The organism is Novosphingobium capsulatum NBRC 12533 (assembly GCF_001598375.1).
In the GTDB taxonomy this organism is placed as follows: domain Bacteria; phylum Pseudomonadota; class Alphaproteobacteria; order Sphingomonadales; family Sphingomonadaceae; genus Novosphingobium; species Novosphingobium capsulatum.
Genome location: NZ_BCYV01000014.1, coordinates 93,070 through 117,534 on the forward strand (window position 1 = coordinate 93,070; position 24,465 = coordinate 117,534).

Consider the following 24,465-nt stretch of genomic DNA (forward strand, 5'->3'; position numbering starts at 1 on the left):
CCCGGTTTACGGGCGCAGCTTGTTCTGCGCCACGCTCACCGCGATAAAGGCCACGATCCCGATCGGAAACCACAGGCCGAACTTGTGGGTCAACAGACCGATCGCAGCACAGATCAGCAGCGCGCCAAAAGGTGTGAGGTTCTTCATGCTTGCTGTCGTAACGTATTGAAATGTGCTTTGGCCACCGTAATTTCCGCGTGCCGAGCCGAACGCAGGTCAGCGTTGTGGCGTCACGGCTTCCAGGGTGGCAATGCGGGCGCGCAGGCGGGCTATCTCATCCTGGAGCGGCTGGGTTATCTGCGCCAGGTCTGCCGCGCCGAACCGGGGCGTGATGTGTTGCGGGCAGTTCCAATCGAACCCGACGATGTCGATCGCAAACGCGCGCTCGCCGATGGCGGCATAGTCTGCGGGCATCAGCGCCGCGACATCGTCGGGGTCGCTGGTGGTGTGGGCATGGCCGATCAGTTTCAACCGGCGCCGCGCGGGATAATCCATCAGGAACAGGCAGACCCGATCGTCGGCCGTGAGGTTGCCAGTCGAGAGGAACTGCCGGTTGCCCTGATAATCGGCAAAGCCGATGCGGTTGCCGGAAATCCGGCGGAGAAAGCCCGCCGGCCCGCCGCGATGCTGCATATAGGGCCAGCCGTGTTCACTGATGCTGGCGATATAGAAGCTGTCACGCGCCGCGATGAAGTCGAGTTCACGCGCCGTGAGGATGTCCACGTCGCCCGCTTGCGCTTCCATGCGCGCATAGGCGGTGCGCGAGCCGTCCTGCTCTTGCAAGGCGCGGGACTGGGGGCCGAACATGGTTCGCAGGAATGTCTGTGCCATCAGGTTGCATCCTTCGTGACCGTGTCGGGCGCGGTCCCTGCCTCCGGGGAAGCGGCAAGGGCGGCCAGCAATGTGGCCTGGAGCCGCGCAACGATGCGTTGGAACGAGGCTGCCTCGTCCAGCGCCCGTGCCAGCACGATCGCGCCCTGGATGCCCGACACCGCTTCTTCGGCAAGCGCCAGCGCCAGGCCCTGTGGTATCCCGCCTTTTTCCAGGCAATGGGCCAATGCGCTGATCCAGCGCGCAAAATACCCTGCCAACTTGCTGGAAAAAGCCTGGCCGGCGGTGTTGAGGCCAAGGCACCCGACGATGCACACCCGCCTGCCCGATCGGAAGTAGGCGGTCACGTCAGCGAACATGGCGATGATCGCCGCTTGCGGGTCGGGCCCATCCTCTAGCGGCTGGAAGATCGCATCGACGAACCAGGTGTCGATGTTGTCGAGCACCGCTGCCATCATTTCCTCCTTCCCGCCGGGGAAGAAGTTGTAGAGGCTGCCTTTGCCCAAGCCCGTCGCCTTGGACAGCACGGCCAGGCTCGCGCCCTCGAAGCCGTGCTCGCGGAATGCTTCGGCCAAGGCGGGCACCGCGCTCTGGCGATCGGTGAGCACGCGCCGGGTTTTCACAGGCCAAGCTCGCTCAGCGACGGATGATCGTCGGGGCGCCGGCCCAGCGGCCAGTGAAACTTGCGGTCGGCCTCGGCGATCGGCATTTCGTTGATGCTGGCGTGGCGATTGGACATCAGGCCATCTTCGGCAAACAGCCAGTTCTCGTTGCCATAGGCGCGGAACCATTGCCCGCCATCGTCGCGGTATTCATAGGCATAGCGCACGGCGATGCGGTTGCCGGTGAATGCCCACAGTTCCTTGATCAGGCGGTATTCGTGTTCCTTGTTCCACTTGCGCGTGAGAAAGGCCTGCGCCTCTTCGCGATTGGTCGCGAATTCGACGCGGTTCCGCCAGCGGGTGTCGGGGGTATAGGCCAGCGCCACCTTGGCGGCATCGCGGGTGTTCCAGCCATCTTCGGCCAGGCGCACCTTTTCGGCCGCTGTTTCGGGTGTGAACGGGGGGAGGGGAGGACGGGACACGTCTGTTCCTTTCGGGAATCCGGCAGCGGTTCCAGCAGCGAGAGCCGTGGAAGCGAGACCAGCATTGCAATGATGACGATGGAGCGATCGATCGCTCGACTCAGCACGACCGTGCCTTGTACTTATCAGTACATCATTTGACCGAATGGTACAAACGGAATTTCGCGCTGCGTTCGCGTGGTGTCAGGCCTTGGCCATGATCTGGGCCTTGTGCTCTGCCTCGGCGGTCTCTTCCTGGCCGCGCTGCCGGGCGAAGTGGCGGATGATCCATTCGCGGAACAGGTAGATTGCCGGGTCCGACAAGTCTTCGGCGTGGAGCTTGAGGTAATAGCCATAGCCATCGCCGGCCACCGCATCATAGGGCATAACGAGGTTTCCGGCGGCGATTTCGGGGCCGAACATGTCGATATCGGCGAGGACCACGCCCGAGGCGCCAATGGCATAGCGCACGGCAGAAAAGGCAGTGTCGAACGCCAGGCCATCGGTGCAGTTGAGCGTGAGACGCTGCTGGTCTGCATAACTGCTCCACAGCAGGCCGCGCGGCTCGTTATCCAGCTTCACATGCAGCAGTTCTGCGGAATTGAGGAATTCCTCCAGAGACTTGCCCTTGTGCTGTTCCCATGTGGCGGGCGAGCACAGCGGCGCGACACGCACCATCCACAACAGGTCGGTGACCATGTCGCCCACGTTGGGCCGGTCGAACACGATCGCCATGTCGAGATTGCCCGGCGGCGCGCCCGTCGCGTTGGAGGTGGACACATCGATGCGGATTTCGGGATGCTCGCGGCGGAAACCGTGGATCAGCGGCAGCGCCGTCTGATAGAGCAGCGAGGGCGGGATATGCACGCGCAACGGGCGGCTTTCCATGTCCTGGTTGCGCACCACATTGAGCGTCTGCTCCATGCGGTCCAGACACTTGCTGACCACGGGCAGCAAGACTTCGCCCGCCGGGGTCAGCTTGAGGCCGGAAGCGCTGCGTTCGAACAGCGGCTTGCCGATCAGGTCTTCCAGGCTGCTGACATGGCGGCTCATCGCGCTTTGCGTCACCGTCAGCGCCTGCGCGCCGGCGGTAAAGCTCAGGTAGCGGCCCACCGCTTCGAACGCGCGCAGGGCGTTCAGCGGCAACCAGCGGCGATTGATGAGCCCGTTCGGTCCGATGGTGGTGGCTCCCGTTCTTGGCAGTCCGCCCGGCCGGAAAATGCCGGCACGGCCGAAAATGCGCGTTTCCTTGATCTGCGTCAATTCCATCGGATTTTTGTTGCGCGCCGGCCACGGCGAAAATCGCATGCGGGCATGACTTAATCGGATTCGCGAGAGCCGCGCTGCCCGTGCCAAGACCCATGGTGCCATTTTGAAAGGACGCACAAGGGTGAACCTGGTCGACATCAAGGCCAAGCTTGACGAACGCCGCCCCGGGCACAGCCTGCCCCAGGCGCTGTACAACGATCCGGCCATGTTCGATTTCGACATGACCGCGATCTATGGCCGTTCGTGGCTGATGGCCGGTTTTACCTGCGAACTGCCCGAGGCGGGATCGTGGTCCTCGCTCAAGGTCGGGCGCTGGCCGATCCTGATCGTGCGCGACAAGGGCGGCGCGATCCGCGCGTTCCACAATTCCTGCCGCCACCGCGGCGCGATGCTGTGCAAGGAAGGCACCGGCCGTTCGCCGCGCCTGGTGTGCCCCTATCACCGCTGGACCTACAACCTCGATGGTTCGCTGCTGAGCGCGGCGCGCATGCCGGCAGATTTCGACAATGCCGATCATGGCCTGCGCGAAGTGAAGATCGAGATCGTCGCCGGCGTCATCTATATCTGCCTGGCCGACGATGCGCCGCCGTTCGAAACTTTCCGGCGCGAGATGGAAGCCCTGCTGGCGCCGCATGACCTGGCCAATGCCAAGGTGGCCCATGTCGAAAGCCTGACCGAATACGCCAACTGGAAGCTGGTGCTGGAAAACGGGCGCGAGTGCTATCATTGCCAGGCCTCGCACCCCGAACTGGCGCGCACGTTCCCGGTCAGCGCATCGTCGTATTTCGAATTTGGCGAGGCCGATCACGCCGCGCAGTTCGAGGCGCGGATGCAGGATCTGGGCCTGGCCATGGGCCCGGTGGGCGAGGATTGGTGGCAGGCGATCCGCTTCCCGCTCAACCCCGGTATGCAGACCATGTCGATGGATGGGCAGCCGCTGGTGGCGCGGCCGATGGTGGCGGCGGGCGATGGCGACGTCGGCTCGCTGCGCTGGGCGCTGGAGCCGCACAGCTTTGCCCATGCCGTGGGCGATCACCTGTTCTTCTTCAGTGCCATGCCGGTCGGCCCGCGTGAAACCGTGGTGACGGCCAAGTGGCTGGTGCACAAGGATGCAGTGGAAGGCGTGGACTATGACCGCGCCAAGCTGGTGGAGCTGTGGAACACCACCAACCTGCAGGACAAGGAACTGGCCGAAAACAACCAGGAAGGCGTCGATAGCCCCGGCTACACGCCCGGTCCCTATTCGCCCGAGGCCGAAGTCTTGGTGGTGCGCTTCGTCGATTGGTATTGTGCCAAGGCGCGCGAATACCTGGATATGCAACTGGGCACCGCGACCTCCGATGGCGCTCCTGTGGCAGCGGCCAAGGATCTCAGCCATGCCGCATGATGCCGGCGGCGTGCGGCCCGAAACCCTGGCCGTGGCGGCGGGCTATGATCCGGCCCAAGCGGGCGGCGCGGCCAAGCCGCCGGTCTATCTGACCAGCACGTTTGTGTATGAATCCGCCGCCCAGGCCAAGGCCATTCACGAGGCCTATTTCGATGGCACCGGGCCGGAAGTGGGCCAGACGCACCATATCTATGCCCGCCTGGGCCATCCCAACCTCGACATGCTGGAAAGCCGCTTGGCGGCGGTGGACGGGGCAGAGGCGGCCGCAGTGTTTGCCTCGGGCATGGCGACGCACAGCGCGATTGCGCTGGCGCACTTGCGCCCAGGTGACAGCGTGCTGCATTCCCGCCCGATCTATGGCGGCACCGATGGCCTGCTCAACCAGTTCATGCCGCAATGGGGCGTGACCACGGTGGACATCATCGATGGCTGCAACGCCGATCACGTGCGCGCGCAGGCCGATAAGGCGCTGGCCGCCGGGCCGCTGGCGATGATCGTGATCGAAACCCCGGCCAATCCCACCGCCGCGATCACCGACCTGCCGATGATCGTCGCCCTGGCGGACGAGATCGGTGCGCGCACCGGCCGCCGCCCAGTGGTGGTCTGCGACAATACCCTGCTTGGCCCCTTTGCCCAGCGCCCGATCGCGCTGGGGGTGGACCTGTGCATGACCTCGCTTACCAAGTATTGCGGCGGGCATAGCGATCTTCTGGCCGGCGGTGTTTCGGGCAAGCTGGACCTGATCGCGCCGCTGCGGCTGCTGCGCACTACGCTGGGCAGCCATTGCGATCCCTTCACCAGCTGGCTGGTGCTGCGTTCGATGGAAAGCGTGCACGTGCGGTCGGAACGGGCGATGCACAATGCCCGCGTGATCGCCACGTTCCTGCGCGATCATCCCAAGGTGGCTGGCATCACCTATCTGGGCTTCCTGCCCGAAGGCTCGCCACAGCGCGCGGTGTTCGATCGCCAGTGCAGCGGCGCGGGATCGACCTTTTCGTTCCACCTCAAGGGTGGCGAGGCCGAGGCGTTCCGCCTGCTCGACGCGCTGCGCCTGATGAAAGTTGCCGTCAGCCTGGGCGGGTCGGAAACCCTGGTATGCCATTCGGCCAGCACCACGCACTATGCCGTGGCGCCCGACAAGCGCCTGGCCGGGGGGATTACCGATGGCACCATCCGCATGTCGGTGGGGATCGAGCATGAGGACGACCTGACCGCCGACCTGGCGCAGGCGCTGGAGGTGGTGTGAGCGTGGCTGACAGCAACAACGAAGGTTTCACCGGAACCGATGCCCACGCCGTCAACGGCAAACTGCCTGGCGCCGATGCGCATTACGACCTGGTCGTGGTCGGCGCCGGGCCGGCCGGCCTTGCCGCCGCGCTGGAAGCGGCCGCGAACGGCGCCAGCGTGCTACTGGTGGACGAGCACCCGGTCAGCGCCGCGCAGATGGGCAACGACGTGCCCTATTGGTTCGGCGGGCGGATGACTGGCGCGGTGGCGGCCAAGGCGCGCATGATCGAGCAGGTGTTCATGGCCGAGCCGCTGTTCGAGCAGGCGTTCGACGCGGGCATCGAGGTGCAACTGGGTGTCTATGCCTGGGGCCTGTGGCGCAACCGCGCCAACCTCGGCGCGCTGCCCGAGGCGATGCTGGGTCTGGCCGATGAAGAGCGTTCCTGGACCGTGGGGTTCAAGGCGATCGTCCTGGCCACCGGCGCGCGCGATCTGGCGCTGGCGTTCGATGGCTGGGCCCAGCCTGGCGTGATGGGCGCGCAGGGGCTGCATGCCCTGCTCACGCGCTATGACGCCTTTGCCGGGCGGCGTCTGGTGGTGCTGGGCTCGGGCGATCTGGCGCTCGATACTGCGCAACTGGCACTGGACAAGGGGCTGGAAGTTGCTGCCCTGGTCGAAGTGGCAGACGCGCCGCAGGGCGACGCGGCCAAGGCGGCGGCGCTGCAGGCGGCGGGTGTGCCGATCCGCTGCGCCAGCGTGATCCGGGGGGCGCCCAGCGGCATCGACGGAGTGCGCGCGGCGGTGATCGGCCCGGTGTCGGGCGAGGGGCCGGGCGAAACCCTCGAATGCGACACGATCTGCATGGCGGTGGGCGTGGTGCCGGCGATCGAGCTGCTCGACGTGGCCGGTGGCCGCATCGTGACCGATAGTGCGCGCGGCGGCCATGTGCCCCAGGCGCTGGCCGGCATGGCGCTGCCCGATGTGTTCATCGCCGGTGATTGCGCCGGGCTAGGCCATGGCCGCGAGGCTGCCGCCGCGCAGGGCCGCGCCGCTGCGCGCCAGGCGCTGGGCCTCGATGCGCCAGCGCTCGATCACGAGGCGCAAGCGGCCGATCGGCTGGCCTATCGCCAGGCATGGCTGCGCGCGCTGGTGGCCGCCACGCCCGATACCGTGCACGTGTGCCAGTGCGAGGAAGTGAGCCGCGCCGATCTGCTGGGCGTGCAGCCGCCGCAGTATCTCGCCCGGCCTGAAAAGCTCGGCTGCCGCAGCCTGGAAACGCTGCTGCACGATGGCCCGCCCGATCAGGAACAGATCAAGCGACTGACGCGTGCCTGCATGGGCGCCTGCCAGGCGCGCCGCTGCCGCGAGCAGGTAGGCATGCTCTTGGCGATGGGCGCCAACCTGCCGATCGACCAGGCGCCCCGCGCCGGCTGGCGTGCACCGGTGCGGCCCCTGGCGCTCAAGGTTTTGGCCGATTGGGACGAGGCCGAAGCGATGCGCGAAGGCTGGGACGTGTGGTTCGGCATTCCCACGCAATGGACGCCCTATCGCGACATCGGCACCGAGCGGGAGGCGATGCACCGCGAGGCGCTGGGCGGCAACATGCACCTTTGATGACGACGGGACGCGACATGACGAAATCGGCAAATGGCGCCTCGGTCATCGTGATCGGCGCAGGGGTGACGGGGCTTTCGGCGGCATGGTGGCTGGCCCGCTCTGGCGTGGACGTGATCGTGCTCGACAAGGGCGTGGTCGGCTGGGAAGCATCGAGCCGCAACGGCGGCGGCGCCTCGCACTATCAAAGCCCGCTGTTCGATGAAGAACAGCGCCTGTGGCCGATGATGGATGAATTGCTCGGCTATCCCACCGAATACCAGCGCGAGCGCGTGATCATTGCCGTGAGCGAGCGGCAGCTGCATCACTATCACTATATCGCCGGCATGTGTGGCGACATGGGCTATCAGGTGGACAAGATCGACGCGCAGCAGGCGCGCGAGATGGTGCCACTGGCGGGCGACAATTGCCTGGGCGGCATCCACCTGCGCTTTGGCGGGCATGCCAACCCGCAGCGCACGGTGCAGGCCTATGCCTGGGCCACGCAGGATCTGGGCGGGCGGATCATCCAGCATTGCCCGGCGCTGCGCATCGAAACCAGCGCGGGCCGCGCCACCGGCGTGGTAACGCCGCAGGGCACCTTGTCGTGCGACGCGCTGGTGGTGGCGGCCGGGCCGCAGATCTCCGGCCTGATGGCGCCGCTGGGCGTTGACGTGCCGCTCGCCGCCGCGCGTGCGGAAATGATCGTGACCGAGCCGGCGCCGCTGATGCGCTGGGGCGGGGTGGATGGCAACGGCCTCTATGGCCGGCAGACCCTGCGTGGCAACCTTGCCTATGGCGGCGGGCCGCACGAATGGCTTGATACCGATCCTGCCGGCCCCACCGCGCGCCCATCGACGCCGCTGGCGCGCAACCTGGCGCGGCGCGTGGCCGAACTGCTGCCGGGCGCCGCACATCTCAACGTGATCCGCTCGTGGTCGGGCATCATCGAGAACACGCCCGATGGGCGCCCGATCATCGACCGGCTGACTCACCCCGAAAACGTGACCATTGCCACGATGTCGGGCGTCGGCTTTGGCCTGTCGCCGGCTTCGGGCCATGCCATCCGCGATCTGGTGATCGATGGGCAGGTCAGCTTTGCCGAGATCGACAAGCTCGCCCTGTCACGCTTTGCCGACCTGGCGCCCGATTGGCGCAGCCAGCGCGGGTGGGAGGCCTTGGCCAGCGCGGCGTGAGGCGCTGGCCAATGTCCGTTTGTCTTTGCGCGATCGCGCGGTAGTAAGGTTTCCCGCGCAACCACCCTGCGCGCCTTCCTGCTGTTCGAAAGTTGCACCCCCATGCGCGCATTCCTGTCATTGGCAACGGCTTCCCTGTTTTCGCTCGCCATCGCCGGCCCTGCCCTGGCGCAAGGCGCCGCCCCGGCGGCCGATGCCCCGGTTACGCCGATGACGCCCGATGTGATCGCGCATTTTGACCAGGTGCTGCCCTCGGCCGATTTCATCCGGCGCGAGGCGATGGTGCCGATGCGCGATGGCACCAAGCTCTATACCGTGATCGTGATGAAGAAGGGCACGCGCGGCGGCCCGATCCTGCTCTCGCGCACGCCCTATGACGCCTGGGGATCGACGCACCGCGTGGCGAGCCAGCGCATCGTCGATATCCTGGAAACGATGGACGCCGAATTTGCCGAAGACGGCTATATCCGCGTCTATCAGGACATTCGCGGTATGCACCGCTCTGAAGGCACTTATATCATGAACCGGCCGATCGCCGGGCCGCTCAACAATACCGGCATCGATGAATCGACCGATGCCTATGACACGATCGACTGGCTGGTGAAGAACGTGCCGGAAACCAACGGCAAGGTGGGCGTGATCGGTTCGTCCTACCTCGGTTTCACCACGCTGATGGCCGAAATCAATCCGCATCCCGCATTGAAGGCTGCCGTGCCGGAAAGCCCGATGGTCGATGGCTGGATGGGGGATGACTGGTTCCACAACGGTGCGTTCCGCGTCACCTCGTTGAGCTATGCCACCACGCAGGTGGTCAACAAGGGCGATGGCGGCGGCGATTTCGCGCTGGGCAAGGGGGATGATTACACCCGCTGGCTGGAAGCGGGATCGGTGGGTGATTTTGCCGCCAAGCTGGGCATCAGCCAGGTTCCCGGCGTGCGCAAGTGGCTGGAAAACCCGGCCTATACGCGCTTCTGGTCGGAACAGGCGGTGGACAAGTGGCTGGCCGCCCGCCCTTTGACCGTGCCGACCATGCTCGAAGTGGGGCAGTGGGACCAGGAAGACAGCTATGGCGCGCCGGCTGTCTATCGTGCGCTGGAGCCCAAGGACAAGAACAACGACATGGTCACCCTGGTGATCGGCCCGTGGCGCCATTCGGGCGCCAACCACGGCGGATCGAGCCTGGGCGCGCTGGATTTCACCGGCGACACCGCGCACGAATGGCGGGTGAAGTATCTGAAGCCGTTCTTCGATCACTGGCTCAAGGATGCGGCCGATCCGCACACCCCGCCGGTGCTGACGTATGCCACCGGCATCAACCAGTGGCAGGAAAGCCCGCGCTGGCCGATGGGCACGGGCCAGGCGCTCTACCTGGGTGCCAATGGCAGTGCCGGCTTTGCCAAGCCGGCGGCGGCCGGGCATGACGATTATGTCAGCGATCCGGCCCATCCCGTGCCGTTCATCCCGCGCCCGGTCGACATGGACGATGGCGCGCAGTGGAAGCCCTGGCTGGTGCACGACCAGCGCTTTGTCTCCGGCCGGCCCGACGTGGCCGAATGGCAGACCGCCACGCTCGACAAGCCGGTGCACATCATGGGCGCGCCCGAGGTGGACCTCTATGCCGCCACCACCGGCACCGACAGCGACTGGGTGGTCAAGCTGATCGACGTCTATCCCAACGACGTGCCCGAGGCCGCCGACCAGGGCGGGCGCCCGTCGATGGCGGGATACGAGCTGCCGATCGGCATCGAGATTTTCCGCGGCCGCTATGCGCAAAGCTTTGCCAAGCCCGCGGCGCTCAAGCCGGGGCAGGTGGTGCACTATCATTGGGCGCTGCCCAACGTGAACCACGTGTTCCTGCCGGGCCACAAGCTCAAGGTGCAGGTGCAGTCCACGCTGTTCCCGCTCTATGACCGCAACCCGCAAACCTTCGTGCCCAATATCATGTTTGCCAAGCCCGGCGACTATCGCAAGGCCACGCAGAGCGTGTGGTTCGGCGGCGACAAGGCCAGCGCGGTGGTGCTGCCGGTGGTCGCCGAATAGCGGTCTCCTGCGCTGGCGGTGGCCTTTTTGGGATCCCCGATGCTGTGTCGGCTGGGGGCAAGGGGCGTGTGCGCGGTAGCGTGCCAGCGCTTTCGCGCCCAGGGCCGATATGGCACAGTGACGCGCAATCCCAAGCCTGTGGCAGACGCGAGGCGTTCAACCCGCTTCGCCTGCTGCGGCGCCGAAGGGAAGGTACGAAGGACTGGCTAACTTGCGCATCGATAAACCCAGGGGGGACAGGGGCCGTAGCCCGGCCGAGACCCCGGAGCCCCCGGTTCATCGCCTCAACCTCAACCTGCTTTATCCGCTCGACGCGATTCTTCATGCGCCGACGCTGACCGAGGCGGGGCGACGGGTAAGGCTCAGCCAGTCTGCCATGAGCCATGCGCTGCGCCGCCTGCGCGACCATTTCGGCGATGACCTCGTCATTCATCATGCGGGTGGGGACCAGCAATTGACTTCCCTCGGCATGGCGCTGCGTAGCGAGGTTCGCCGCGTGTTGCGCGATGTGGACGGGACACTCAACTTCGCATTGTCGTTTGATCCGTCGACCAGCACGGGTACGATCACCGTTGCCGCATCCGACGTGGTCGAGCAGATGTTGCTTGGCCCTGTGGTCCAGCGCCTGTTGGCGGCCGCTCCCGGCCTCGCGATCAACATCGTTCCGCTGGATATCGATGTGCCGCAACGCGCCCTGGATCGTGGCGCCGACTTGCTGTTGCTGCCGGCGGAACTGGCATTGCCCGACCTGGAAACGCTCCCCATCCTTACGGAATATATTTCCTGTCTGATATGGACGGGCCATTCCGAACTTGCCGACCGGTTCGACATAGACGAGGCCCAGTATCGCGGCGCGCGCCACGTCATCGCCGGCGACGAGCGGATGCTGACCATGACGGTCGATCGCAGCACGGCCGACCTGCTCAAAGCACGTCGCATTGCGATGCGCACCAGTTCGCAGGCTGCCCTGCCGGGGATCATCATCGGCAGCGATCTGTTGGCGACCGGCAGCAGTTGGCTGTTTCAGTACTTCGCTTCGATCATGCCGGTCAGGGCCGTCGCGGCGCCATTCGTGCAGGAAGGCGTCGTGACCGTGGCGCAATGGCCAGCCTATCGGCGACGGGATCCCATGCTCGCCTGGTTCGTGGCCCAGATCGAGGCCTACGTCGCACTGTTTTCAGCCAACGTCAGGGCCAGAGATGGCCATTGAACGTGTTCATGCCCGGCATGAACACTTCGAATTTGCGTGTAACCCAAGTGACGCATAGCTTCGGCTTCGACAGCAAAATCCCGCTGGTGCCAAGGGCGCCAAGACAGGGAATGCCGTCGCGCAGGAGGACGGCCGCGGTCGCACCCGATCGGGAAGCGACCGATCTTTCGCCGTAAGGCGAGTCCGTTTTTTGTCACAGGGTCTTGGGTTCACCGGACGGGCAACTGCGCCCGTCTGGGGATGGCGCTCGACCGTGGGGGGAGGGAGTTGCATCGTGCACATGACTGCTAAACGCCGTTATCTTTTGAGCGCCGCAAGCCTGGGTATTCTCGCGCTGGGGGGCGCCACAATGCCTTCGACTGCGTCGGCGCAAGGTGCGCTGGCCAGCACGGTTATCGACCTGCCAGCAATGCCGATGGCCGAAGCGCTTCAGGCGATTGCAGCGCGAACGGGTGAGCCGATCAATTACGATCCCGATGCGGTCAAGGGCCTGACCTCGCGGCCGATACGCGGTGCGACGGATGCGCAACACGCGGTCCAGGCGGCGATCAGGGGCAGCCACCTTGTGGTCATGCCGGGGGCACAGGAAGGGCTGATTGTCGCCAACGACATCATCGTTACCGCCCGGCGTGACGAGGCGGAAACGAGCGTGCTCGTCCGCCAGGCGACCACGTCTGATCGCAACGGCCTGGGCCTGCGCAACCAACCGCGCAACACCCAGGTCATTACTGCCAAGACGATCGAGGAGCAGCAGGCCCTCAACATTACCGATATTCTGCGCAATGCCGGCAGTGTTTCGGTGCTGTCCAACAGCCCGAACAGCGGCGCCAGCTATACGATCCGCGGTTTTTCCGCCGCGGGCCTGGTCAATGGCCTATCGACGACATCGCAGTACGGTGTCAGCGCGGGTGCGGATCAGCCGGTCGCCAATATCGAGCGCGTCGAAATCCTGAAAGGCCCTGATGCGCTGATGGCCGGCTTTGGGAATCTGGGCGGCAACGTCAACGTGGTGACGAAAAAGCCCAGCGCCGAGCAGCGCCTTGCCGTCAGCTTTGATACCGGATCGTTCGGGCTGGTGCGCGGCGTGGTCGATGGCAATAATGCGATCACCGCCGACAAAAAGCTGTCGGCGCGCTTCATCGCCAGCGCGCAGACGATGGATCATAACTATGGTGGCTATACCGGTGACAAGAGTTGGCTGGTTGCGCCTTCGCTACGCTACAAGGACCGCCTGACCGACATCATCATTGGTGTCAGCATCAACGAGGCGACGAGCGGTATTGGCGCGTTCACGCTGTTCGACAACAAGACGCGGCAACTCATCGATCGCGACCCGTCCCGGCCGATCTACGCGGCCAACCAGGGCATCAAGATCAACACCAACCGCTATTACTTCGAGGCGACGCGGCAACTCGTGCCCGGCATCGACCTCGTCGCGCGTGGATCGCACGATGATACCCTGTTAACGACCCGGGCCGCCAACGTCGGCTACAGCCGCCAGGGCGCGTTGATAGCTGACACCCAAGGGTCGCAGCAGGATGGCTCGTCCAACGCGCTGGACACCTTCCTGCGCATCAAGACTCAGCCTGCCAAGGGCCTGAAAGCCAATTTCAACCTTGGCTACAACTACAGCGATGGTTCGGCCGCGCAGCGCAGCGGGCTGGTCTATAACCGCGCCACCAACCCATCACTGGGCGCCAATACTCCCTTGGTCGTGATCCCGTGGTCCTCGTTCGGCAACGTGCAACTTATCAGCGGCGGCAAGCAGAACGGCGTCTATGGCCAGGCCCTGATCGAGTTCTGGAAGCTCAAGATTCTCGGCGGCGTGCGCAAGAACTGGTTCGAGACTACGTCACAGACGTTCTTTGCCGGGCCTTCGCCCGTGCTGATGCAGCGCAAGAACGGCACCTCGCCCAGTGCCGGCATTATTCTGGATGCCACCCCCGACCTTTCGATCTTTGCCAATTACGCGCGCGGCGAGCAGGCCACGTTCACCGCGGCCAAGGACGGCAGCATCCTGCCCAATGTGATCACCACCAACAAGGAAGCGGGCATCAAGCTCGATCTCTTCCACAAGCGTGCGACGATCAACGCGTCGTATTTCGATATCCAGCAGGATAACATCATCATTCGCGATCCGGCTGACCCCACCAACCTGTTGCCCGGACCGGGCCAGCGCGGCCGCGGCGTGGACCTGAACATTGCCGGACAGCTGTTGCGGGGGTGGACGGTGCTGGCATCGCTTACCCGCACCAATTACAAGCTGTTGACGACCAATGCCCTGCAGACCGTCGTCGCGCAGCAACCGCGCGATACCTACAGCGTCTATTCGACCTATCGGACAAAGCTTTCGGACGACCTCAGCGGCGGTGTGGCGGCGGGCCTGTACGGACGATCAAGTTCCTTTGCCAATCTGCTGGGACAATATGTCGTGCCGGCGTCGCGGCAGGTGGACGCCAACGTGTTCCTGAGCTTCAAGGGTTTCAACCTCAATCTGGGCGTCCGCAACGTCTTCGATCGGCGGAACTACGGCTCGGCCTCGGTCTATACCTACGTGCCGGTGGGCGAGCCGCGCACGGTGCGTCTCAGCATTTCCAAGCGCCTTTTCTGACTGGGTATAATCGAGCGATGATGCCACCGCCTGCCAACGTCGAGGAGGCCCGCCGCGAAGCGGGCCTCCAGTCCAACCAACCGGCACGGGAGCGCTGGGCCCACGCGTGGCGGTTGACCACGCGATACTTCGTGTCCGACGATTGGAAATGGGCGTGGCTTCTGGTGGCGTGCTATTGCGCGATCGAGGTGGGCACGACCTATGCGCTGTTGCTGGCCAACCAATGGCAGCGCCACTTCTATGATGCGATCGAGCAGCGCCAGGGTGGGCTGTTCCTGTCGCTGGTTCTTGCTTTCGCGACCATCATTGCAATTCAGATCGGCACGGCGACTGCCCACAACATCGTCGGCTGGACGCTGTCGATCCGGTGGCGGCAATGGCTGACGAACTGGTATCTGGGCCGCTGGTTCGCGCGCGATCGCTTTTACGAGATCGAGCGGCTGCGGATGATCGACAATCCCGACCAGCGCATCGCCGAGGATGTGAAGGAATTCACGTCCATGGGCCTGATCTATGGCACGTCCCCGCTCAGCATCCTGGTTTCGCTGGTGTTCAGCCTCGTGCGGGCGATCGCGTTTGCCGCCATATTGGTGCAGACGGCGAGACCGCTTGCCATTCCCTTGTTTGGCTACCGCATCCCGCTGCCCGGTGGCGACCTTGTCTGGTTCGCCATCGGCTATGTCCTGTTCGGCACGGTGCTTATCACCTGGATCGGCAAGCCGTTTGTCCGGCGGCGCATGCGAGAGCAGCATTACGATGCCGATTTCCGCAGCGAACTGCTCCACGTCCGGCGCAACAGCGAACAGATCGCCTTTTCAGGCGCCCAGGGCATCGAACTGCACGGCCTTCGCCAGACCTTCGCCAACATCAGGCGCAACTGGTATCGGCTGATGCTGGCCAATGCCGGGTTGCAGGCGGGGCAGAGCATTTATCAGCAGGTCATGGCGATCGTGCCGCTGTTCCTGACAGTGCCCAAGTATTTCGCTGGCGCCATTACGTTCGGACAGGTGCAGGCCGCCCGCGATGCCTTCACACAGTTTTCCAGCAACTTGTCTTATATCGTTCTCGGCTATCCGGGCATTGCGCGCCAGATCGCCAACTTCAACCGCTTGAAGGCCCTGGACGACGCGATCGATCAGGAACGCCCGCGCGGCATCGGTTTTGCGCCGGGTGGCACGCCCGATGGCGTGGCCATCAGCGCAACCGGCTTGATGCTGCGCCGCCCGAATGGGGAGCCCCTGCTGTCGGTGGCGGACTGGACGATCCGCGACGGCGAGCGCTGGGTGATCGAAGGGCCTTCGGGTACGGGCAAGACCACGCTGCTGCGCGCCATGGCTGGCCTCTGGCCCGACGGGACGGGCCAGGTCGCGATGACCCGGCGCGGCACGGCGATGCTGGTGCCGCAGCGGCTCTACCTCCCGCTCGGCACGCTCAAGAACGCGATCTGCTTTCCCGATCGGTCGGAAGATCATAACGACGCGACCATCGCGGCATTGCTCGAACGCGTGCGGCTCGACGCCCATGTCGCGGACATGCACGCGCTGCGCATGTGGCAGGACGAACTGTCGCCAGGGGAGCAGCAGCGCGTGGCGCTTGCCCGCATCCTGCTGCAGCGGCCCAGCCTGCTGGTGCTGGACGAGGCGACGAGCGCGCTGGACGCCGACAATGCAGCGTATTTCTATCAAGCAGTCCTGGATGCGATGCCGCACGCGACCATCGTCAGCGTCGTACATAACGAGCGGTTGGCGGCCTATCACACCCACCGCCTGACCCTGCATCATGGCCATGCCAGCTTTGCGCGGGTTGAGGGCGCGGCATGACCGCTTTGTTGACCCACGATGAGGCGGCCTTGCGCGATGCGGCGCAGTGGGCGGTCGAACAGGCGGCCAAGCGCGGCGCGCGGGCGCGCGCCTCGGTTCGGCATGAGGGCATCGCCAAGACGGCAGTGCGCGATGGCGAGATCGAGATGGCCGAGCGCAGCGGCAGCCAGAGCCTTGGCTTGACCGTGTTTCACAATGGCCGCCGGGGATCGGCCTCGACCGCGGGATTCGACCGGGCGGCGATCGACCGCGTGGTGGAAGAGGCGATGCTGATCGCCGCGCATGTCCAGCCCGATCCCGATGCCGATCTGCCGCCGGCCGATCGCCTGACCTTTGCCGGCCCCGCACCGTTGCTCTATGGCGACAGCCCGCGCAGTGCCCAGGCGATGCTGGAAGCAGCGCGCGCGCTGGACCGGATTACCGCCGAAATCGCTGCGTCGGACAGCCGGCTGCGCGCCGGGGAGTCCGTGGCCTTGGCTACCGAGGGCCTGTGGGCCCTGGCGACCAGCGACGGGTTCTGTCGCACTGCATTGCGCTCCAACGATGCGCGCTGGACGGTGATGCTGGCGCAGGACGATGGTGGCAGCATTTCCGATTTCTGCCAGTCGCAGGAACGGCGGATTGAGGCCCTGATCGCGCCCGAAACGCTGGCGCGCGACGCGGCGGCGCGCGCGCGCCGGGCACTGGGTGCGCGGGCCGTGGGCAGCCGCCGTTGCGCGGTGTTGTTCGACCCGCGCACGGCCGCAACCCTGATCGACATCGTGGCTGGCGCGCTGAACGGGGCGTCGCAATATCGGCGCATGAGCTTCCTGCCAGACCCGGTGGGGCGCTGCGTAGCCGCCGCGCATCTGGACCTGCGCGAAGATCCGTTCGAACCTTTGGGGCTGGCAAGCGGCGGCTTCGATAGCGAGGGGATCGCCGGCTCCTCGCGCGCGATCCTGCGATCGGGTGTTGTCGAGGGCTTGTTCCTGTCAAGCTTTTCCGGCCGCAAGCTGGGAATGGCATCGACGGGCAACGCCGATGGCTATTACAATCTTGCACTCACCAGCACGGCCGAAAGCGGCGACTGGGCCGCGATGCTGCGAATGCTGGGCAGCGGGCTGGTCGTCACCCACTTCCATGGCGGCAAGACCGATCCTGCCAGCGGCAACTGGACGCAGGCAGTGCGTGGCTTCTGGGTCGAGGGCGGCGAAATTGTCCATGCCGTCACCGACGTGACGCTTGCGGGCACTGTTCCTGCCATGCTGGCCGCCATTCGCACGGTCGGGCGCGACGTGGCGCGGATCGGGGCGATCCGTACCGGCTCTATCCTGATCGACGACATGCAATTGGGGGGCAGGGCATGAACGGCGGCGACATTGCGCTCGACCGCGCGCGGGCGCGGTTGTTCGAACCGGCCGGGCTGGACGAGGCGGCGATCGGCCGCGCGCTGGGCGAGCTGGCTGGCGGTGGCGCCGATCTGGCCGATCTCTATTTCGAAGCAAGCAGCACGCGCAGTTGGCAGCTTGAAGGTGGCCGCGTGTCCCAGGGTATGTTTGCGATGCGGCAGGGGGTAGGCGCGCGAACGGTCCACCGGGGCGAGGTGCGCTTTGCCCATTCGGCCGATATCCGCCCGGGCGCGCTGCTCGATACGGCGCGTGCGGTAAGAACGCTGGCGCCTGGCGGCGATGTCCAGCGCCATTCACCAGGTGTCGCACTCAGCCGCCGCACCGCCGGCCATACGCTCTATCCCGCGCTCGATCCTGTCGCGGTTACGGACGCCACTGCCTGGATCGCCATTCTGGAGCGGATCGACGAACGCGCCCGTGGCCAGGATCATCGCATCGTGCGGGTCGATGCCAATGTCCGTTTGACCGACACGACGGTGCTGGTTGCCGATGCCGATGGCCTGCTGGCGGGTGATGTTCGGCCGATGACCATCCTGTCGATGATCGTGATCGCGGAGCAGGGTGGCCGCCGCGCACGCGGGCAGGCGGGCCTGGGACGGCGGGCGGGGCTCGATGGCTTCGATGCCGCCGCGATCGACGCCATGGTCGCGACGGCGACGCGTATGGCGCTCAACAATCTCGAGGCCATCCCGGCGCCCGTTGGCGAAATGCCGATCGTGCTGGGGCCGGGCTATCCCGGCGTGCTGTTTCACGAGGCGGTGGGGCACGGTCTGGAGGGCGATCACCATCGCAAGCATCTCTCTGCCTTCGACGGCAAGATGGGCGAGCGGATCGCCGCGCCCGGTGTGACCGTGATCGATGACGGCGGCATCCCAGGGCGCCTGGGATCACTCGGTATCGACGACGAAGGCACCGCGCCCGATCGCACCGTGCTGGTGGACGACGGCGTGTTGACCGGGCTGATGCAGGACCGGCTCAACGCTGGGCTGATGAATGCCCGCTCGACCGGGAACGGCCGCCGCCAATCCTATGCGCACTTGCCGCTGCCGCGCATGACCAACACGTTTCTGGCGAACGGCCAGGCGGACCCGACGGACATCATCGCCTCGATCGATCGCGGGATCTACGCCACCGAATTCGATGGCGGGCAGGTCGATATTGTCACCGGTCGGTTCAACTTCACCACGATCGAGGCCTGGCTGGTCGAAAAGGGCCGATTGGTTGTGCCCTTGCGCGGCGCCACGTTGATCGGCGTGGGTCATGAGGCGCTGCGCCACGTCTCGATGGTCGGCAATGACCTCGCGCTCGACAGCGGCATGGCGACCTGCGGCAAACAGGGCCAGTCGCTGCATGTCAGTGTCGGCCAACCTACGCTGCGCATCGACCGGATGATGGTCGGTGGGCAAGCCAGCTGACCTTACTTCCCCCCGAAAGGATCACTTCATGCGCAATGCCAACGAGCAGGATTTGGACGAGATCGTCATGAACAGCGACAAGCCCGTACTGGTCGATTTCTGGGCGCCCTGGTGCGCGCCGTGCAAGGCGCTCGCTCCGACGCTCGACGAGATAGCCGAGGAATATGCCGAAGAGATGGAGATCGTGAAGGTCGATATCGAGACCAATCCCGGCCTGGCCGAACGTTTCGAAGTGCGCGGCATTCCGCTGCTGATGATCGTGAAGGACGGGGCGGAAACCGCGCGGACGTTTGGCACCCTGTCGCGCAGCCGCCTCGACGCCTTTGTCGATGCGCATGTGGGAGCAGAGTAAGTGGCGGTGATTGCGTTTCACGGCGACCCCCTGGTCAAGGCGCAGGCGCTCGATCGCCTGCAGCGGCATGTCGCAGCGGGTAGCTTCGTCTATTTCCCGGCCTGGGAAAACGGAAACGCGAACGTTATCGGTGCGGTCGTCGAGGCCGATGATACGCCCGCTTATGCCGAGCGGCTGGGATACCCGCTTGCCTTGGCTGAGACCCTGCCGATGCTGGTCAACGGCTTTCGTCCGCAGCCTGAGGCGGTGCGTTTCGCGCTAGCCTGGCTAGAGCGGACACCGGTGGGCGCGGATCTTACGACGATCGTTTCGCAGCTCGTGCTTGACCTGCTCGCCAACGCGGACCTGGTGAAGCTGACTGAACGATATCCCGATGTCGAGCAGAGCCGGCAGGCGATCATGGCGCTGCACTGCCGCGCGATCGACGGCGAGGAACCCGATCGCAAGACGTGGAAAGCCGCGCGCCTCGCCGCCGTGGCTGCGACGGATGCTGTAGATGAAGCGGCGCTGGAACGCCGGGCCGCACAGGTCGTGGAAGCTGCGGCTTGGCCGGGCACCATGCGGACCGTGCTGCGCGACACGCTGAACGGGCTGGGCACCGCCGAACTCCATCTGTCCCTGTCCGAGGCTGGCTGGACCGAGGAAAACGAGAGTCGCGTCTTCCATATTCGCCAGCAGGCAGAGACCGACGGATACAAGGCCGAACTTTCCGGGCTCGACCGCGTGCTGGCGATCCTGGATGCCGATCATCCGGCGCTGGCAGAGCAATTTCGCGTGCGGCTGGATCTCATGGAGGAATCGAGCGCGCGATATCGGGCCCTGGCCTGGAAGGCGATCGAACGGATGGAACAGGCACCGATTGCCGCAACACGGCTTGCGGCGCAATGACGCTGGAACGCGAAATCGCGGGGGTCGCCGAGGTAGATAGCCGGCACAGCAAGGTGCTGATCATCGGCTCTGGCCCGGCAGGATATACTGCGGCTGTCTACGCCGCGCGGGCGGCGCTGGCGCCCACGCTGGTCGAAGGACCGCAGCCCGGTGGGCAATTGACCATTACGACCGATGTCGAGAACTGGCCGGGCGACGCCAGCGTGCTCGGTCCCGATCTGATGGCGCGAATGGGCGAACAGGTGCGCCAGGCGGGCGTCGACGTGGTCGGCGACGTCATCGTCAAGGTCGATCTGGGGCGGGCGCCGTTCCTGGCAATCGGTGATGGCGGCGTACACTATACCGCTGACACGATCGTCATCGCCACTGGTGCGTCAGCGCGCTGGCTGGGGCTGGGCAGCGAGACCGAATTTCGCGGGCGCGGCGTATCGGCCTGCGCGACGTGCGACGGATTCTTTTACCGGGGGCGGATTTGCGCGGTCGTCGGCGGCGGCAATACGGCGGTCGAGGAAGCACTGTACCTGACCAATTTCGCCGAGAAGGTCTATCTGATCCACCGCCGCGACACCTTGCGGGCCGATCGGACCAACCAGGCGCGCCTTCATGCCAATCCCAGGATCGAGATGGTGTGGAACGCTGAAGTGGCCGAGGTGCTGGGCAACAGCGCTGGTGTAACCGGCGTGGCCCTGCGCGACACGCGTGATGGCGCGGTATCGCAGCTGGCGGTGCATGGGCTGTTTGTCGCGATCGGCCACGATCCGGCCACTGCCCTCTTCCAGGGGCAACTGCACATGGACGAGGAGGGCTACATCCTCGTCACCCCCGGTTCCACCGCAACCAGCGTGCCCGGTGTGTTTGCGGCGGGTGATGTGCAGGACAAGCAGTTTCGCCAGGCCGTTACGTCTGCCGGCATGGGCTGCATGGCTGCACTGGAAGCCGAGCGCTACCTGGCCGGGCACAATAGCCATGCGATCGCAGCCGACGACGCCGACACCGGCCTGACGGTCTGAAAGGGACATCGATGACACCGAACCCGCTGCTCGACACGCTGGCACTGCCGCGTTTTGAGGATATCCGACCTGAGCACATCGTACCCGCGCTTGATCAGGCGATTGCCGAACACCGCGCAGTGGTTGCCAGGATCGTCGAGACCCGGCCGACCCGATTTGCCGAGGCATGGATGCCATTGGAACGCGCCGACACGGCGATTGCGGGCATCTGGTCTGCCGTGTCGCATCTTCACGGCGTTGCCGACACGCCCGATCTACGCGCGGCCTATGCTGCCGGAGAGGTTCTGCTGGTGGAAAACCACCTTCGGGTCATGCAGAACGAGGCGCTCTATGCTGTGCTGGTCGCGCTGACCCGGACCGGCGAGTTTGCCGGGCTTGCCGATGCGGATCGCGCCGCCGTGCTGCACAGGGTCCGCGACTTCACGCTCGCCGGCGTGGCCCTCCCGTCTCAGGATCGCGCTCGCTTTGCCGCGCTTTCGGTGGAACTGTCGCAGCTCTCGACTGCGTTCGGCAATGCTGTACTCGATGCCACCGATGCCTGGTTTGAACATATCACGGACGAAGCGCTGCTCGCCGGGCTTGCAGATACGGACAAAGCGATGTTCGCCGAGGCGGCGCGGGCCAAGGGCCTTTTGGGGTGGGTCGTCACGCTGCAGATGCCGAGTGTCAGCGCCGTCCTGACTTTCGCGGCAAACCGCGACCTGCGCGAGCGGGTCTATGCCGCCGCCGGCACGCGCGCCTCTGATCAGGGGCCCCATGCCGGGCAGTTCGACAATTCGCAGCGGATCGCCGATATCCTCGTGCGGCGCCACGAGGCTGCCCGGCTGCTCGGCTTTGCCGACCCGGTCGAATGGTCGCTTGCCACCAAGATGGCGCCGGGCGCGGGCGAGGTCATTGCTTTCCTGCGTGATCTTGCTGACCGCGCGAAACCTGCCGCAACGGCAGAGATCGCCGCGCTGGCCGGCTATGCGGCGGCATATCTGGGCATCGCCGACCTGCAACCGTGGGACATCGCTTATGTCGGCGAGCGGATGCGCGAGGCGCAGTATGCGATCGACGAGCAGCAGGTGCGCGCCCATTTCCCGGTGGAGCGCGTCGTCGCGGGCTGGCAGCGGCTGCTCTACCGCTTGTTCGGCATTCGCCTGACTGCGCGGCCCGACATTGCCGTCTATCATCCCGATGCATGCTATTACGACGTAGCCGACGAACAAGGGACGGTCTTCGCGGGCGTCTATGTCGATCTGCATGCCCGCCCGGGCAAGCGCGGTGGCGCCTGGATGGCGCAGGCGCGGCCCCGGCTGAACGACGGCAATGTCCGGCGCGTGCCCGTTGCCTACCTCGTCTGCAACTTCGCGCCGAAGACGCACGATGCGCCTTCGCTGCTCAGCCACAAGGAGGTTGTCACTTTCCTGCACGAGACCGGGCATTGCCTGCATCACCTGTTCACGCGCGTTGACCGCCCCAACATTGCCGGCACCAATGGGTTCGAGTGGGATGCAATCGAACTGCCCAGCCAGTTGATGGAGGATTTTGCGTGGAACCGCGCCACGCTGCGCGACATGTCGGGCCACCATGAAACCGGTGCGCCGTTGCCCGATGCGGTGTTCGACACGCTCGTTGCCGCGCGTCATTTCCTGTCGGGCATGTTCATCGTGCGCCAGGTCGAATTGGCGCTGTTCGACCTGTTCCTGCATCTCGGAACGCTGGGAAGCGACCCGATCGAGGTGATCGCGGCGGTGCGCGACGAGGTGGCCGTGGTGCATCCACCGGCCTGGCACCGCTTCCCGCATGCTTTCACCCATATTTTCGCGGGCGCCTATGCATCTGGCTATTACAGCTATCTCTGGGCAGAAGTGCTGGCTGCCGATGGGTTCCAACGCTTTGCCGAGGCCGGCACGATCGATCGCGTCACGGCGGAAAAGCTGCGCGACGACATCCTCGCGCGGGGTGCCAGCCGTTCGGCAGCGGAAAGCTTTCGCGCGTTCCGGGGGCGCGATGCACAGCCGCATGCGATGCTGGCGCGGCACGGACTGGTCCGTCTGTGATTGCCGATGCGGGCGGCGTCCTTGTGGGCGTCGCCACGCATTGGCCTTCGCCACGCGCGCTCCAACTTCCCTCCACATTTCCTCCATTGAAGCTCGGTACGGCGGGCCGGCTCAACGCGAGGAAATCCCATGGCGACAAGAGAAGGCCCGATAAAGTCGACACGCACGCCGATCTGGATCGGATTGGGCGGCGCCGGCGCAGCCTTGCTGGCCACCGTCATCAATCCCCTGCTCGGCTCGGAAGCCAACGAGCAGGTGCAGATCTTTTTTAGTGAAACCGCGAAGTACATCGCCTTTGCGACTACCTTCTTCGTGGTGTTCTGGGTGCTGCTCGACAAGCCCCTGAAGAAACGCAAGCTGTCGCGCAAGCCTTGGCCCAAGCCCAGCCAGGTGTTTCGCGAGGCGCTGTTCAGTACCTGCACGCAGGTGATTTTCATTGCTGTCGATATCTGGACGGCGTTTCTCGTCCCGGCATCGGAAAAAAACAGCTATAGCGACATCGCCACCCACGGGTGGGCCTATTACGCGATGATCCTGTTCTTTGTGTTTGTGATCCACGATGCGTATTTCTATTGGATGCATCGCATCATGCATCACCCGAAGCTGTATGATCGGGTGCACAAGGTTCACCACGAGAGCACCGACCCGACGCCTTACTCGGCGTTCCACTTCCACCCGCTGGAGGCGCTGGGTGAAGCAGGCGCGGCGGTGGCCATGCTCCCCCTGTTTCTCCTCTTGCCGTGGCACGTTTCGATCCCGGTGGTCTGGGGGCTGGGCCAGCTGGCGTTGAACGTGATCGGCCACCTTGGTTATGAGGTCTATCCGTCCTGGTGGCTCAAGGTTCCGGTGCTGAAGTGGAAGAACACCGCGATGCATCACTACATGCATCACCAGATGGTCCGCGGAAACTATGGATTGTATTTCCGCTGGTGGGACAAAATCTGCGGGACCGAGTTCAAGAACCTCGAAACCAAGTATGACGCCCTGTTCAAGGACGCCAAGGTGGCCGAAGTTCCAGCCGGCCAGCCGGCGGGCCAGGCCTGATCGATACTGCTCGCTGCTGCTTGCCCGACGGAAGGCAGCAGCAGCGAGAAGTCTCACTGGCGGGGCAACCCCGGCG

At 65.1% G+C, this 24,465-nt stretch carries 20 protein-coding genes; 15 read left to right on the plus strand and 5 right to left on the minus strand.

Features of this window, described 5'->3' with window-relative positions; translation table 11 throughout:
* Positions 1–6: 6 nt before the first annotated feature.
* The 5 genes from SCA01S_RS22575 to SCA01S_RS14055 all read right to left on the minus strand — a co-directional run bounded on the left by SCA01S_RS22575 (position 7) and on the right by SCA01S_RS14055 (position 3,202).
* Positions 7–147 (minus strand): hypothetical protein, encoded by a 141-nt coding sequence (locus tag SCA01S_RS22575; RefSeq protein WP_022674645.1) that lies wholly within the window; start codon positions 145–147, stop codon positions 7–9.
* A 69-nt stretch (positions 148–216) separates the two neighbouring features.
* Entirely contained in the window at positions 217–831 is a 615-nt protein-coding gene (locus SCA01S_RS14040; protein ID WP_062786593.1) for a pyridoxamine 5'-phosphate oxidase family protein, read from the minus strand.
* Positions 831–1,454, minus strand: a complete 624-nt coding sequence (locus SCA01S_RS14045) for a TetR/AcrR family transcriptional regulator (RefSeq protein WP_062786596.1) — start codon at positions 1,452–1,454, stop codon at positions 831–833. The genes SCA01S_RS14040 and SCA01S_RS14045 overlap by 1 nt, the downstream gene beginning before the upstream one ends.
* Positions 1,451–1,915 carry a nuclear transport factor 2 family protein gene (locus SCA01S_RS14050; protein WP_062786598.1) on the minus strand — a complete coding sequence of 155 codons (465 nt, stop codon included), beginning with the start codon at positions 1,913–1,915 and terminating at the stop codon, positions 1,451–1,453. Before SCA01S_RS14050 ends, SCA01S_RS14045 begins: the two co-directional genes overlap by 4 nt.
* 183 nt (positions 1,916–2,098) lie before the next feature.
* Entirely contained in the window at positions 2,099–3,202 is a 1,104-nt protein-coding gene (locus tag SCA01S_RS14055; RefSeq protein WP_022674649.1) for a LysR family transcriptional regulator, read from the minus strand.
* Between the two features lie 82 nt (positions 3,203–3,284).
* On the opposite strand from SCA01S_RS14055, the gene SCA01S_RS14060 reads away from it, so the two are divergent.
* From SCA01S_RS14060 to SCA01S_RS14130, 15 genes are all read left to right on the plus strand, one after another.
* Entirely contained in the window at positions 3,285–4,550 is a 1,266-nt protein-coding gene (locus SCA01S_RS14060) for an aromatic ring-hydroxylating oxygenase subunit alpha (RefSeq protein ID WP_022674650.1), read from the plus strand.
* Complete coding sequence (locus SCA01S_RS14065; protein ID WP_062786601.1) at positions 4,540–5,796, plus strand: cystathionine gamma-synthase family protein; 1,257 nt, start codon at positions 4,540–4,542, stop codon at positions 5,794–5,796. The genes SCA01S_RS14060 and SCA01S_RS14065 overlap by 11 nt, the downstream gene beginning before the upstream one ends.
* Before the next feature lie 2 nt (positions 5,797–5,798).
* Positions 5,799–7,391 carry an FAD-dependent oxidoreductase gene (locus SCA01S_RS14070; RefSeq protein ID WP_062786826.1) on the plus strand — a complete coding sequence of 531 codons (1,593 nt, stop codon included), beginning with the start codon at positions 5,799–5,801 and terminating at the stop codon, positions 7,389–7,391.
* A gap of 17 nt (positions 7,392–7,408) precedes the next feature.
* Positions 7,409–8,566, plus strand: a complete 1,158-nt coding sequence (locus tag SCA01S_RS14075) for an NAD(P)/FAD-dependent oxidoreductase (RefSeq protein WP_062786604.1) — start codon at positions 7,409–7,411, stop codon at positions 8,564–8,566.
* A 102-nt stretch (positions 8,567–8,668) separates the two neighbouring features.
* Positions 8,669–10,606: a CocE/NonD family hydrolase gene (locus tag SCA01S_RS14080; RefSeq protein WP_062786606.1), complete on the plus strand. Its 1,938-nt coding sequence runs from the start codon at positions 8,669–8,671 to the stop codon at positions 10,604–10,606.
* Between the two features lie 211 nt (positions 10,607–10,817).
* Positions 10,818–11,816 (plus strand): LysR family transcriptional regulator, encoded by a 999-nt coding sequence (locus SCA01S_RS14085; RefSeq protein ID WP_082209252.1) that lies wholly within the window; start codon positions 10,818–10,820, stop codon positions 11,814–11,816.
* Between the two features lie 349 nt (positions 11,817–12,165).
* Positions 12,166–14,427, plus strand: a complete 2,262-nt coding sequence (locus tag SCA01S_RS14090; protein WP_062786609.1) for a TonB-dependent siderophore receptor — start codon at positions 12,166–12,168, stop codon at positions 14,425–14,427.
* 17 nt (positions 14,428–14,444) lie between these two features.
* The gene (locus tag SCA01S_RS14095) at positions 14,445–16,247 is read left to right on the plus strand and encodes an ABC transporter ATP-binding protein/permease (RefSeq protein WP_245652625.1); all 1,803 of its coding nucleotides are present in this window, start codon (positions 14,445–14,447) and stop codon (positions 16,245–16,247) included.
* Positions 16,244–17,593, plus strand: a complete 1,350-nt coding sequence (locus SCA01S_RS14100) for a TldD/PmbA family protein (RefSeq protein ID WP_062786612.1) — start codon at positions 16,244–16,246, stop codon at positions 17,591–17,593. Before SCA01S_RS14095 ends, SCA01S_RS14100 begins: the two co-directional genes overlap by 4 nt.
* Positions 17,590–19,050, plus strand: coding sequence for a metallopeptidase TldD-related protein (locus tag SCA01S_RS14105; protein ID WP_062786614.1), 1,461 nt, complete (start codon positions 17,590–17,592; stop codon positions 19,048–19,050). The genes SCA01S_RS14100 and SCA01S_RS14105 overlap by 4 nt, the downstream gene beginning before the upstream one ends.
* A gap of 28 nt (positions 19,051–19,078) precedes the next feature.
* Positions 19,079–19,402, plus strand: a complete 324-nt coding sequence (gene trxA / locus SCA01S_RS14110) for a thioredoxin (protein ID WP_062786617.1) — start codon at positions 19,079–19,081, stop codon at positions 19,400–19,402.
* Positions 19,403–20,290: a hypothetical protein gene (locus tag SCA01S_RS14115; protein ID WP_062786620.1), complete on the plus strand. Its 888-nt coding sequence runs from the start codon at positions 19,403–19,405 to the stop codon at positions 20,288–20,290.
* A complete protein-coding gene (gene trxB, locus SCA01S_RS14120) occupies positions 20,287–21,300 on the plus strand; it encodes a thioredoxin-disulfide reductase (RefSeq protein WP_062786622.1) in 1,014 nt (337 codons plus the stop codon). Before SCA01S_RS14115 ends, trxB begins: the two co-directional genes overlap by 4 nt.
* Positions 21,301–21,311: 11 nt before the next feature.
* Positions 21,312–23,345, plus strand: coding sequence for a M3 family metallopeptidase (locus tag SCA01S_RS14125; protein ID WP_062786625.1), 2,034 nt, complete (start codon positions 21,312–21,314; stop codon positions 23,343–23,345).
* A 129-nt stretch (positions 23,346–23,474) separates the two neighbouring features.
* Positions 23,475–24,389 (plus strand): sterol desaturase family protein, encoded by a 915-nt coding sequence (locus SCA01S_RS14130; RefSeq protein ID WP_082209250.1) that lies wholly within the window; start codon positions 23,475–23,477, stop codon positions 24,387–24,389.
* Positions 24,390–24,465: the final 76 nt, after the last annotated feature.